Annotated in this window: 11 protein-coding genes, 1 tRNA gene and 1 pseudogene; 2 read left to right on the top strand and 11 right to left on the bottom strand. The window is 64.1% G+C overall.

The window, feature by feature from the left end:
* Nucleotides 1-113: 113 nt before the first annotated feature.
* From ACTHN9_RS19290 to ACTHN9_RS19305, 4 genes are all read right to left on the bottom strand, one after another.
* Nucleotides 114-190 (bottom strand) — tRNA-Gln (locus tag ACTHN9_RS19290).
* 53 nt (nucleotides 191-243) lie between these two features.
* Nucleotides 244-1,125, bottom strand: coding sequence for a 4-(cytidine 5'-diphospho)-2-C-methyl-D-erythritol kinase (gene ispE, locus ACTHN9_RS19295; RefSeq protein ID WP_440538377.1), 882 nt, complete (start codon nucleotides 1,123-1,125; stop codon nucleotides 244-246).
* 67 nt (nucleotides 1,126-1,192) lie between these two features.
* The gene (gene lolB, locus ACTHN9_RS19300; RefSeq protein WP_440538378.1) at nucleotides 1,193-1,828 is read right to left on the bottom strand and encodes a lipoprotein insertase outer membrane protein LolB; all 636 of its coding nucleotides are present in this window, start codon (nucleotides 1,826-1,828) and stop codon (nucleotides 1,193-1,195) included.
* Entirely contained in the window at nucleotides 1,828-3,666 is a 1,839-nt protein-coding gene (locus tag ACTHN9_RS19305) for a tetratricopeptide repeat protein (RefSeq protein WP_440538379.1), read from the bottom strand. Before ACTHN9_RS19305 ends, lolB begins: the two co-directional genes overlap by 1 nt.
* A gap of 125 nt (nucleotides 3,667-3,791) precedes the next feature.
* Here ACTHN9_RS19305 and mutM point away from each other — a divergent pair, with 125 nt between their 5' ends.
* Complete coding sequence (gene mutM, locus ACTHN9_RS19310; protein ID WP_440538380.1) at nucleotides 3,792-4,631, top strand: bifunctional DNA-formamidopyrimidine glycosylase/DNA-(apurinic or apyrimidinic site) lyase; 840 nt, start codon at nucleotides 3,792-3,794, stop codon at nucleotides 4,629-4,631.
* A 13-nt stretch (nucleotides 4,632-4,644) separates the two neighbouring features.
* Nucleotides 4,645-5,757: an A/G-specific adenine glycosylase gene (gene mutY / locus ACTHN9_RS19315; protein WP_440538381.1), complete on the top strand. Its 1,113-nt coding sequence runs from the start codon at nucleotides 4,645-4,647 to the stop codon at nucleotides 5,755-5,757.
* A gap of 42 nt (nucleotides 5,758-5,799) precedes the next feature.
* On the opposite strand, the gene ACTHN9_RS19320 is transcribed toward mutY, so the two are convergent.
* From ACTHN9_RS19320 to ACTHN9_RS19350, 7 genes and pseudogenes are all read right to left on the bottom strand, one after another.
* The gene (locus tag ACTHN9_RS19320) at nucleotides 5,800-6,438 is read right to left on the bottom strand and encodes an LON peptidase substrate-binding domain-containing protein (RefSeq protein WP_440538382.1); all 639 of its coding nucleotides are present in this window, start codon (nucleotides 6,436-6,438) and stop codon (nucleotides 5,800-5,802) included.
* Nucleotides 6,439-6,475: 37 nt separating this feature from the next.
* Nucleotides 6,476-7,375: an RNase adapter RapZ gene (gene rapZ / locus ACTHN9_RS19325; RefSeq protein WP_440538387.1), complete on the bottom strand. Its 900-nt coding sequence runs from the start codon at nucleotides 7,373-7,375 to the stop codon at nucleotides 6,476-6,478.
* A 92-nt stretch (nucleotides 7,376-7,467) separates the two neighbouring features.
* The gene (gene hprK / locus ACTHN9_RS19330; protein WP_440538383.1) at nucleotides 7,468-8,436 is read right to left on the bottom strand and encodes an HPr(Ser) kinase/phosphatase; all 969 of its coding nucleotides are present in this window, start codon (nucleotides 8,434-8,436) and stop codon (nucleotides 7,468-7,470) included.
* A 143-nt stretch (nucleotides 8,437-8,579) separates the two neighbouring features.
* The gene (locus ACTHN9_RS19335; RefSeq protein WP_440538384.1) at nucleotides 8,580-9,035 is read right to left on the bottom strand and encodes a PTS sugar transporter subunit IIA; all 456 of its coding nucleotides are present in this window, start codon (nucleotides 9,033-9,035) and stop codon (nucleotides 8,580-8,582) included.
* 275 nt (nucleotides 9,036-9,310) lie between these two features.
* A complete protein-coding gene (gene hpf, locus ACTHN9_RS19340) occupies nucleotides 9,311-9,667 on the bottom strand; it encodes a ribosome hibernation-promoting factor, HPF/YfiA family (protein WP_440538385.1) in 357 nt (118 codons plus the stop codon).
* A 171-nt stretch (nucleotides 9,668-9,838) separates the two neighbouring features.
* Nucleotides 9,839-11,344 carry an RNA polymerase factor sigma-54 gene (locus tag ACTHN9_RS19345; protein ID WP_440538386.1) on the bottom strand — a complete coding sequence of 502 codons (1,506 nt, stop codon included), beginning with the start codon at nucleotides 11,342-11,344 and terminating at the stop codon, nucleotides 9,839-9,841.
* A gap of 138 nt (nucleotides 11,345-11,482) precedes the next feature.
* Nucleotides 11,483-11,879, bottom strand: a pseudogene (locus tag ACTHN9_RS19350) (LPS export ABC transporter ATP-binding protein); the annotation flags it as partial.

Genomic DNA, 11,879 nt, shown 5'->3' on the forward strand with positions numbered 1-11,879 from the left:
ATTTTGACGACTTCCTGAGCAAGCGCCGGATTAGCGTTGCCAGTAAAAACCATCAGGCCGTCATGGCTGCTCATCATGCACCTGCTGCTGGAGGCGGGAACTGCGGGAATGTTTGGCAGGGGAGGAAGGACTCGAACCCTCGCATGCCGGAATCAAAATCCGGTGCCTTGACCAACTTGGCGACTCCCCTACACTGACTCTGAGCTTCGTCGGACCTGCGGGACAGCCCCGACGATGCGAAACCTATGATGCGAAAGCGAAGAGTGGATGGGTATCCAAACTCGATGCCACGGCGCTGACCCAATCTGCAGGCAGCTTGGCTTGCGCCGCTTCCGCTTCGGCGATGCTCCGGAACGCGGCAAACACACTCGAGCCCGATCCGGTCATCCGTGCCGGTGCTATGGGTTCAAACCACTCAAGCACCTGCGCGACTTCCGCGTATTTTCCCACGACAACAGGCTGCATGTCATTCCGGCCGTAGCTTTCTGGCCATCTTGCGCTGCAGCTTTGCTGTGCAAGAAAGTCCGTAATTGTGACGGCTTCCGAATCTCTTGTCAACGACTTATCGGAAAAAATCGCTGCGGTCGGAACATGCACCCTCGGCGTGACCACCAGAAAGTTGCGCGGCGGCAATTGTACAGCCTCGAGCGCTTCTCCAACACCCTGTGCGAACGCATTTTTCCCGAAGACGAAGAACGGCACGTCGGCACCGAGCTGCAACGCCAAGGTTTGCAGCACGTCGCGGGCCAGATTCAGCTTCCAGAGCCGGTTCAGCGCAAGCAGCGTCGTGGCTGCATCGGAGCTGCCGCCGCCGAGTCCGGCGCCCATCGGCAGATGCTTGTCGATCTCGATGTCCACGCCGAGCGTCGTGCCCGTGTGCGCTTTGAGCAGCATGGCGGCGCGCACGACGAGATCGCTGGCCTCGGGCACCCCGGGTACGTCGGTCTTGCGGCGCACCTGGCCGTCCGCGCGCAGCGTGAAATGCAGCACGTCGCCCCAATCGATCAGCTGAAACACCGTCTGCAGCGCGTGGTAACCGTCGGGACGGCGGCCCGTGATGTGCAGGAACAAGTTGAGCTTGGCGGGCGCCGCGCAATCGCGCAGCGAATCGGATGTTTCGATCATGTGAAAGCGCTGTAAGGCAAGAACAATACTTGGGCGAGGCGGGAACGACGCAGCGAGCGGCCCGCGCTCAGCGATCGAGGACGAGCTTGATGTCGAGCGGCGGGTCTTGCCGCGTCAAATCGACGCGTTTGACGCCCGTCGCCGGCGCATCGGCATAAGCGATGTAGTTGATCGTCCAACCTTCCTGATCGATTTCTTTCAGGCGCGAGTTCTGCTGCGGGTCGACGATCGTCTTCGCGTGCGACGTGGGCGCGGGCGAGGAAGCGAGCCAATATCGCAGCCCTTCGATCGGCAACGAGAACCCGAGCGTGCGCTGCATGAGTTCGCTGACGTTATCGGCCGTGACCGGTTGCCGGTTCGGCATTTCGAGCGAGGCCGTGGCCGGCGACGACGTCACGATCGCGAGCGTTTGCCCGAACGGGTTGAGCAGTTGCAGCGTGACCGTATCGCCTTGTTGCTGCCAATCGAAATTGCCGTAGGCGTTGCGCGGCTGCCCGTTTTGGTCGACATAGCGCACAGCGAACCGCCCGCGATAGGCGTGCATCGTCTGCGTCGACAGCTCGGGCGTGGCGTTCGAGGTCGATGGGCCGTGTGTGGGCGTGACCGCGCAGCCGGCGAGCGCGACCGCGAACGCCGCGGCGACGCTAAGCGCGGCGCGGCGCGCGGGGCGAAGAGCAAGAGGGAGAGGAGACGAAACGGGCATCAGAGATCGTTGGCGTTCACTTGAAAGCGTTCGAGCGTTTTGACGAGCGTTTGGTTGTCGGGCTCGAGCCGGTGTGCTCGGCGCCAAGCTTCGAGTGCTTGCTTCTGGTCGCCGCTCTTCCAAAGGACTTCGCCGAGATGGGCGCCGATCTCGGCATTCGGTTGGATGTCGTAGGCGCGCTTGAGCAGCTTCGCGGCATCCGCCGTGTCGCCCTGGCGGTACTTGACCCATCCGAGGCTGTCCATGATGAACGCATCGTTCGGGGCGAGCGCCGATGCCTTCTCGATCAACTTATTGGCTTCGTCGAGCCGCTGATTGCGATCGGCCAGCGAGTATCCGAGCGCGTTGTACGCCTGTGGATTGTCGGGCTGCTCTTGCATCACTTTGCGCAGCACGCTCTCCATGAGTTCGTAATGGTGGTTCTTTTCCGCCGCCATTGCGTAGTCGTACTGGATTTCCGGGTCGTTGGGGAAGGCCTCGTTGGCCTCTTGCAAGCGCGCCTGAGCTTCGGGATAGCGCTTCGCGTCGAACAAAATGGCCGCGTCCGTGCGTGCGATCTGCGCCGATTCGCGCGGATCGTCCGTTTGAATATCGGCGAGCATCTTGCGGGCGTCGTCCACCTTGCCCTTGCCGGCCAGCAACTGCGCGCGCGTGACGCGCGCGGTGACGTACTGTTGGCTCGATTGCGGCACTCTGTCGAGCCATTTCGCGGCGTCGTCCTCGTGCTTTTGCTCGAGCGCAAGCTGCGCCAGATACAGGTACGCTTGGCCCGGGTCGGCGCCGGGCGTTTTTTCGGCCAGATCGGCGTACTGCGTCAAGTACTGCTGAGCCGCGTCGTATTGCTTTTGCTGAACCTTGATCAGCCCGAGCGCAAGCAGCGGCATCGGGTCTTGCTGGTCCATCGCGCGCAAGGCTTCGAACTGCTTTTGCGCATCGCCGAGCCGGTCGCCCGACAAATACAACTGCGCCAGCGCGAGCCGCGCGTCGCGCTCCTTGGGATGCTGCTTGACGTAGGCCTCGAACGACGCGGTGGCTTCCTTGCGTTCGTCTGGGCCCATTTGGCCGAGCGCGAGCGCGGCCGGGAGGAAATCGGGCTTGAGCTTCAACGCTTGCTCGAACGAGGCGCGCGCACCCGGGCGATCGTCGGCGAGCAACTGCTGCCGGCCGATCGCGAGTTGCGCCTCGGCCGTTCCCATATCGTTCTTCAGCAGATCTTGCAGCACTTGCAGGCCGCCTACCCGGTTCGGGCCGCGCGAGATCAGCGTCTGCAACGCGAGCAGGGCGCTGCCGCGGCTGTCGGCCGGGACTTTCGCGAGTTCGCCGGCCAGCAGCGGTTCGGCTTGATCGGGCTTGCCCGACAAGACGAGCAGCGAGGCGTCTAGCTGAACGGCGCGCTCCGAACTGGGTGCGTACTCGTGCCACAGCTGTGCGGCCGCTAGCGCATCGGACGGGCTCTGCGCGCCGAGCGCGATCTGAGCGGCCCGCTCGGCCATGCGCGGATCGTGCGTATCGCGCGCGAGCGCGAGGTACGTTTGGTAGGCGGGCGCCGGCTGGTCGCGCTGCAACGCGATTTCCGCCGCCAGCACCTGGAATACGATTTGGCTCGTCAGCGGAACGTCGGGCAGATCTTTCTTCTCTTGCGGCGAGATCGGTCCGAACAAATCCGACGCACCGGCCCCGCTGTCGTCCGACGGCGACGGGTCCTGGGCGTGCGCAGGCAGCGCGGCCAATGTCCAAGCGCACAGAACCGCGCCGACGATACGGCCCGCCGGCGCGCTGCGCCAGCCGGAGCGAGCGCCGACCGGGCGCGTGAAAAGCTGCTTGAGGGACAAAATCATGGAGATCCGTTCGAGGTTTCGGTCGATTGTAACGCGCTCGCTACAATACACGCAGAATTGGACCATGCAAGTTACACACCCATTCCCGCCCCTTTCGGGCCTTTTGCCGCTTTTGCCCCTTTGACATGCCCGAGTTGCCAGAAGTTGAAGTGACGCGGCGCGGTATCGAGCCGTACGTGACCGGCCGCCGCGTCGAGCGCGTGGAAGTGCGCACGCTCGCCCTGCGTTGGCCGGTGCCGGCCGATCTCGCGCGCACGCTCGCACGGCAAGCCGTGCGAAAGGTGACCCGCCGCGGCAAATACCTGCTGTTCGAAATCGACGCAGGCTGGTTCATCGTCCATCTGGGCATGACCGGCACGCTGCGCGTGCTGCCCCGCGAGCAAGCGAGCGAGGCAGCCAAGCACGATCACATCGATTGGATCTTCGACGAATTCGTGATGCGCTACCGCGATCCGCGCCGGTTCGGCGCGGTCCTGTGGCATCCTCGCGCCGACGGCGATATCGATACGCACCCGCTGCTCGCGAGCCTCGGTGTGGAACCGTTCGGCGACGAATTCGGCGAGGCCTTCGGCGGCGAGCTGATCTTTCGCCGCACGCGCGGGCGGACGGCATCGATCAAGCAGGTGCTGCTCGCCGGGGAGATCGTCGTCGGCGTCGGCAACATCTATGCCTCGGAAAGCCTCTTTCGGGCCGGCATTCGGCCAACCACGCCGGCGGGCCGCATTTCGCTCGCGCGATGCGAGCGGCTGGCGCAGGCCGTGCGCGCGACGCTGGCTGCCGCCATCGAACGCGGCGGCAGCACGCTCAGAGATTTCGTGGGCAGCGACGGCGCGAGCGGCTACTTTCAGCTCGATTGCTTCGTCTACGATCGCGCCGGGGCGCCGTGCCGCATCTGCGGTGCGCCGATTCGGCAAATCGTCCAAGGGCAACGCTCCACTTACTACTGCGCGCACTGTCAGCGCTGATTCCACTGCCTTCATGTCCGCCTCTCCGAACCTTACGGAACACCCCGCCGTCCCGCTGCAAGCGGCTTTCGCCGCACGGCTGATCGAGTGGCAGCGGCGCCATGGCCGCCACGATCTGCCGTGGCAGAACACGCGCGATCCCTACCGCATCTGGCTGTCCGAAATCATGCTCCAGCAAACGCAGGTTTCGACCGTCATTCCCTATTACGGAAAATTTCTCGCGCGCTTTCCCGATGTCGCAGCCCTGGCCGCGGCGCCGATCGACGAGGTGATGGCGCTCTGGGCCGGGCTCGGCTACTACTCGCGCGCGCGCAACCTGCACCGGTGTGCGCAGGCTGTCGTCGAACGCCACGGCGGCCAGTTTCCTAGCGCCCCCGAGCAATTGGCCGAATTGCCCGGCATCGGCCGTTCGACCGCCGCGGCTATCGCCTCGTTCGCGTTCGGCGCCCGGGCCACGATCTTGGACGGTAATGTCAAGCGGGTCCTCGCGCGCGTGTTCGGCATCGAGGGTTTTCCGGGGGAAAAGCGCGTCGAAAGCGCGATGTGGGTGCTTGCCGAGGGTTTGATGCCGGACGCACAAGCATCGAACGACGACGTCAGCGCCTACACGCAAGGGCTCATGGATCTGGGGGCGACCCTATGCGTGCGCGGTAAGCCCGAATGCGCGCGCTGTCCGTTCGAATCCGATTGCGTCGCGCGTGCGCTCGGGCGCCAACGCGAGTTGCCGGGGGCACGGCCGAAGAAGACGGTGCCGACGCGTCGCACATGGATGCTCGTGTTGCGCGACGGCGCGAGCGTCTTGCTCGAGCGGCGGCCGCCGTCGGGCATTTGGGGCGGATTGTGGAGTTTGCCCGAGGCGGCGGACGAGACCGCGCTCGCCGAGCGCGCGCAGGCCTTTGGGGCGACGCCCGGTTTCGCGCGTCTGGCGCCGCTTACGCATACGTTTACGCATTTCAAGCTCGACATCGAACCGCGTTGCGCCGATATCGGCGAGCTAGCGCGGGTGGGCGGCGTGCAAGCGGCCGATGCGGACACCGCGTGGGTGCCGCTTGCGCGAATCGACGATTACGGCGTGCCGGCGCCCGTGCGCAAGCTGCTCGACGCGCTGGTCGGCTCGCTCGTGTGAGGTGTCCCGCGTAAGCGCGCCGACACGCGCAGCGGCTCTGCGCTAAAGCAGCCGGTGCTGCTGCATATAGTGATGGACCGCATCGATGCGCTCGCCCGCATCGGTGAGTTCCATGAGCTTTTGGCGCGCGCGCAGCGGGATTTGCAAGATTTCTGCGAGACGATTGGAGACCCAGCTCGGATCGTCGAAGCGGAACGGCTCGGCGAACGGCACGCTCTCGGTGTCGCGCTCTCGTATCGTCTCGATGATGCGCTCGAGCACTTCGGCGCAAGCCCCGAATTTCGCGAGGACGTCGACGCCCTCGAGGGGGATGTCGTCGGGCAGCGGTTCGGCCATGCCGACGAGCAATCCGCTCGCTTCCTTGCGGTGCGTGAGCAAACGAAATCGGCGCGTGCCGCGGGCCCGCACGAGCAGCATGCCGAAATCGTCGACGTCGCATTGCTCGATTTGCGCGAGCGTGCCGACCATCTCGGGCACGCACGGCACGTCGTCTTCCTGAGCGACTTCCGCGCCGCTTTTCAGCAGGCAGACGCCGAACGGCGAGCCGTCGCGCAGACAGCTGCGCGCCATATCCAGATAGCGCGCTTCGAAGATTTTCAGCGGTAACAGCCCATCGGGGAATAGGACCGTGTGGAGCGGGAAGAGCGGCAGGTCAGCGTAGACGGCGGGTGTAGAGGACATGGCGCACGCTTCGAATTGCCGCGTAAGCCGCGGCGGGTTAGGCCACCAATCGTGACGATTCGTCGATGGAAACCGGCGCATCGCGATGCCGAACGAGCACGGTCGCTTCGCGCGCCAGGCGCGCGGCGAGCGTTTCGGCGATGAACACGGAGCGGTGCTGCCCGCCCGTGCAGCCGATTGCGACGGTCAGATAGCTGCGGTTGTCTTCGCGAAAACGCGGCAGCCACTTCCTGACGAACGTGTCGATGTCGTCGATCATTTCATGCACGATCGGCAACGCGTCGAGGTACTCGATCACTGGCTGATCGCGCCCAGTCAGCGGGCGCAGACGATGATCGTAATACGGGTTCGGCAGGGCGCGCACGTCGAAAACGAAATCGGCGTCGAGCGGCAGGCCGCGCTTGAACCCGAACGATTCGAACATCAACATCAATCCCTCGCGCTGCTCCTCGATGAAGCGCGTGACCCACGCGCGCAACACGTTCGCGCGCAGATTGCTCGTATCGATCTGATGACCGAACTCCGCTAGCGGGGCGACGAGTTCGCGCTCGCGCTCGATCGCTTCTTCGAGGGAGGCCAGCAAGCCGACGTCGGCATCGTGCGTGGGCGATCCCGACAGCGGATGGCGCCGGCGCGTTTCGGAAAACCGCTGAATCAACGATTGCGTGCTGGCATTCAGAAACAGCACACGTACGTCGTGTTCGCTCGCCAAATCGCGGATGATGCCGGGCATGTCGTCGAGCGAGGCGCTCGAGCGCGCGTCGATCGCCACCGCCAGCCGTTCGTGCCCTTCGTCGTCGCTGGCCAAATACTGGGCGAGCGCGGGCAGGAAGCGGGGCGGCAGGTTATCGACGCAGTAATAGCCTGCGTCGGCGAGCGCGTTCAACGCGACCGATTTGCCGGAGCCGGAAATGCCGGTGATCAGAACGATGCGCATGGGGGAGAACCAGTTCGTTTCATCATAGCACTTGCATTCGGGCTCGGACGTATCGCCGAATGCCGGTTTGCGGGCCGCGCGGCGCGCTTCGCTCACATGAGCTTGCCGGGCAGCTGGCTATCGGGATCTTGCATTGCAATCCGTTGCCGATCCATGAAATCGCGCAATGTATCGATGCCGCGCAGTTGCAGGATCGTATTGCGCACGGCGGCTTCGACGAGCACGGCGAGGTTGCGGCCGGCCGCCACTTGGATGGTGACTTTACTGATCGGCAGCCCGAGCACGTCGACGGTCTGGCTCTCCAGCGGCAGGCGCTGGAATTCGCCGTCGGGCCGACGGACGAGCTGCACGATGAGCTTGAGCTTCATTTTGCGGCGCACGGCCGTTTCGCCGAAGATCGTCTTGATGTCGAGCAGACCCAACCCGCGCACTTCGAGTAGATTTTGCAGCAGCGGGGGGCAGCGCCCTTCCACGAAATCCGGCCCGAGCCGCACGAAATCGACGGCATCGTCGGCCACGAGCCCGTGCCCGCGGCTGATCAATTCGAGACCGAGTTCGCTCTTGCCGAGCCCGGAATCGCCGGTCAGCAGCACGCCCATGCCGAGAATGTCGAGAAATACGCCGTGCAGCGTGGCGCGCGGCGCCAAGATCCGCGACATGTAAAGGCGCAGGCTGTCGATCACGGCCGCCGGCGACATCGTGGTCGTGAAAAGCGGCGTAGACGAGCGCGTACACCGCAAGACGAGTTCGGGCGGCGCGGCCACGCCGCCCGCGACGACGAGAAACGGCGGCTCCAACGCGATCAGCTCCGCCATGTGGCGGGAGCGGTCTTCGTCCGATTGCCGCTGGTAGTAATTGACCTCGGCCTCGCCCAGCACCTGAATCCGGTTCGGGTGGATCAAGTTCAAGTGGCCGACGAGGTCGGCGCTCGACGTCGCGTTCGCGACGGTTTCCGCGGAAAAGCCGCGCTCCCAGCCTTCGTGCCCCGTCAGCCAGCTCAGTTTGAGCATGGAGGCGTTGTCGTCGAAAATGCTTTGGGCGTTGATGCTGGACGTATCCATGAATCCGAGGCTCCTGGTTGACCGCGGCGCGCGCGGCGACGACGTGCGTCGACCTGCCCGCCAAGGCCGATGAACGGCGCGCGAGCCGCGCCGTGCCGCCGTGCCGAACCAGGAAAAGAACTAGTAGGGCGCGACGAGCAAGCTCAAGGGTGCCATTGGGTGAGCAGGCGATGCAACTCTTCGCGATTCGGTTCGGTGTGCAGGCGTTCGCGCGCTTCGCGGTCGGACAGCAACTGCGCGATTTCCGAGAGAATTTCCAAATGCTGCTGCGTGGCCTGTTCGGGCACGAGCAGGAAGATCAATAATGAGACGGGCTGTCCGTCCGGCGCTTCGAACGGGATCGGTTGATCGAGCCGCACGAACGCGGCCAGCGGCTGCTTGAGGCCCTTGATGCGCCCGTGGGGGATCGCGACGCCTTCCCCGAGGGCCGTGGAGCCGAGCCGTTCGCGAGCGAAGAGGTTATCGGTGACTGCACTGCGGCCGATTCCGTTTTGGTTTTCGAAAATCAAACCCGCTTGCTCGAATACACGCTTCTTGCTGGTAACCGAAAGGCCGAGGACGACGTTTTCGAGCGGAAGAAATTTGGCTAAACGATTCATGTTGGCAGGCTAACGCGTCGCCTGGGCGCTCCTCGCGGCAACGGGCTGGTTGTCGATTTTCGGCCGCATGGGTCGGCCGGGCGGACCGACGACCTCGGGCACTGCTACGGCCGGCTGCCCCTTCAATAACCGGCACATTATAGATCAGGGCCGAAGCATATGGTGCGCCGCGCCAAGCAAGCGCCTTTTGCGTTTCTCTCTAAAAGAGAAGGCCGCCCGGTCGGGCGGCCTTTCTCGCGGGGTGCGGGGCGGCCGTGCGAGGGCCGCCGCGTCGCTTATTGTGCTTGTTCGCCTAGCGGCGGCACGTCTTGATGTTTGATCGCCTCATGCTGATGTTCTTGGATGCGCCCTTTGTGGCGCACGACCTGCCGGTCCAACCGATCCACCATGAGATCGATGGCGGCGTACAGATCGCCGTTCGCACTTTCGATGAAGATGTCCTTGCCTTTTAAGTGAAGGCTGATTTCAACCTTCTGCCGCTTGTCCTTTTCCTTGTGGTTGTCGACCGAGAGGACCACATTGCCATCGATGACCTGATCGAAATGTCTTAGCACCTTGTCGAGCTTGGTGATCACGTATTCTCGCAACGCTGGCGTAACTTCGAGATGGTGTCCACTGATCTTCAGATTCATAGTGCTCTCCAAACGAATGGCTGCCTGGCACCATAGGTGCGGCTTTGCCGGTCGGGAGCGGCCCGCTCGAGTCATCACCCCGCGTGACTGACGAGCGGCGGGTCGTATCGGCCGGCCGGTTTCGCCGATGGCGTCAGGGCCGGTAAATGCCCCCTGCAAAACGCGGGGAGCCTAAAGAGACTTACGCAAGTTCACTGCGGGGATCTTGAGTGCTTCGCGGTACTTGGCAACTGTGCGGCGCGCGACCACGAATCCTTGTTCCGCCAGCAGTTCGGCTATGCGGCTGTCCGAAAGAGGCGTTTTCGAGTCTTCTGCTCCTATCAGTTGCTTGATGAGGGCGCGAATGGCCGTGGATGATGCGGCGCCCCCCGTATCGGTCGACACGTGCGAGCCGAAAAAGTACTTGAACTCCAACGTCCCGAATGGGGTGAGCATGTACTTGCCGGTCGTGACGCGCGAAACCGTCGATTCGTGCAGGCCCAGCGTATCAGCTATTTCCCGCAAAACCAAGGGGCGCATCGCGATTTCGCCGTGGGCGAAAAAGTTCTTCTGCCGCTCGACGATGGCCTGCGCCACGCGCAGGATCGTTTCGAAGCGCTGCTGGATATTTTTGATGAGCCAGCGGGCCTCTTGCAGCTGTTGGCGCAACGAGCCGCTGCCCGGGTCGCCCCGGTTGTTGCGCAAGATATTTGCGTACAAGCGGTTGATGCGCAAACGCGGGACCACCTCGGGATTGAGTTCCGCCTGCCAGCCGCCCGACGTCTTTTTGACGATGATGTCGGGCACTACGTAGTCGGCTTCCGCCTTGCCGTACGCCGCGCCGGGGAAAGGCTCGAGCGAGCGGATCATGGCATGCGCCCCGCGCAGATCGTCGTCGCTGGCCTTCAACTGCTTGCGCAAGCGCGTGAAATCGCGGGCGGCAAGCAATTCGAGATGATTCAAGGCGATTTCGAGCGAGAGCTTGCGCGTGGGCGAATCGGGCATCCGCAGCAGTTGCAGCCTCAGACATTCCGATGCCGAGCGGGCACCGACACCGGACGGGTCGAAGCTTTGCAGCAGCGCGAGCGCCGCGCCGAGTTCGTCGACGTCGACTTCGAGTTCTTCGGGCAGGTCGGCCAGCACTTCGTCGAGCGAGGCCGTCAGATAGCCGTCGTCGTCCAGCGATTCGATCAGGAACGTGACGAGCGCACGGTCGCGCGGGCTCGCCTGCGTGACGCACAGTTGCGCCATCAGATGATCGCGCAGCGACGTGCTCGCCTCGTGAATTTGCAGCGGGGGGAGGTCGTCGTCGTCGGAGGCGCCGGACGAGCGGCCGTAGTCGTCGAGATTCCACTGCGACGAATCGGCGCCGTCGGCGTTGCCTGACGCGCCGAATTCGTCGGAGCTTGCACCGTCGCTGCCTTCGCTGCGCTCGGCGTTCTCCGACGGGGCGTTGCCGCTCATCGGCTCGGGTGCGGAGGAAGTGGGCGCCTGCGCGATCACGGTCCCGTCGCTCGCGACGCGCAGCGGGCTCGCGATCCATTCGTCTTCGGATTCGAGCAGCGGGTTCTGCGCGACGGCCATCGCGACTTCCTGTTGCAGTTCGAGCGTCGACAGCTGCAGCAATCGGATCGACTGCTGCAGTTGCGGGGTCAACGCAAGATGCTGCGATAGGCGGAGTTGGAGGCTGGCTTTCATGGCAATGTGTCTTTCATTGTAGAGACTTTGCCACGCGCCGGGAACCTCGCGACGGCGAGCGGCGCGCGGCCGAGCGGCGGCGCGCCGCGGCCGCTTACGCCGATTGCGTAAAAATTGCAGTGTCCGGGGATCCGGACCTTACATGCGGAAGTGCTCGCCCAGATAGACGCGGCGCACGCTCTCGTTCTCGACGATTTCGCGCGGCGCGCCCGACGCGAGGACGGAGCCGTCGCTGATGATGTACGCGTGATCGCAGATCCCGAGCGTTTCGCGCACGTTGTGATCGGTGATCAGCACGCCGATATTGCGCTGCTTGAGGAATTTAACGATCTTTTGGATCTCGAGCACGGCGATCGGATCGACACCCGCGAACGGTTCGTCGAGCAGAATGAAGCTCGGATTCGTGGCGGGCGCGCGCCCGGTTTGCACGCGGCCCCGCGCGCCCCCCCACCCCGAGAGTGCCGGGGTTTACCGCACATGCGCCCCATTCAGCTCGTCGAGCACCGCAATCGTGCGCGCTTCGCTGGCCGGGTTA

Source organism: Trinickia sp. (assembly GCF_051953405.1).
Classification (GTDB): Bacteria; Pseudomonadota; Gammaproteobacteria; order Burkholderiales; family Burkholderiaceae; genus Trinickia.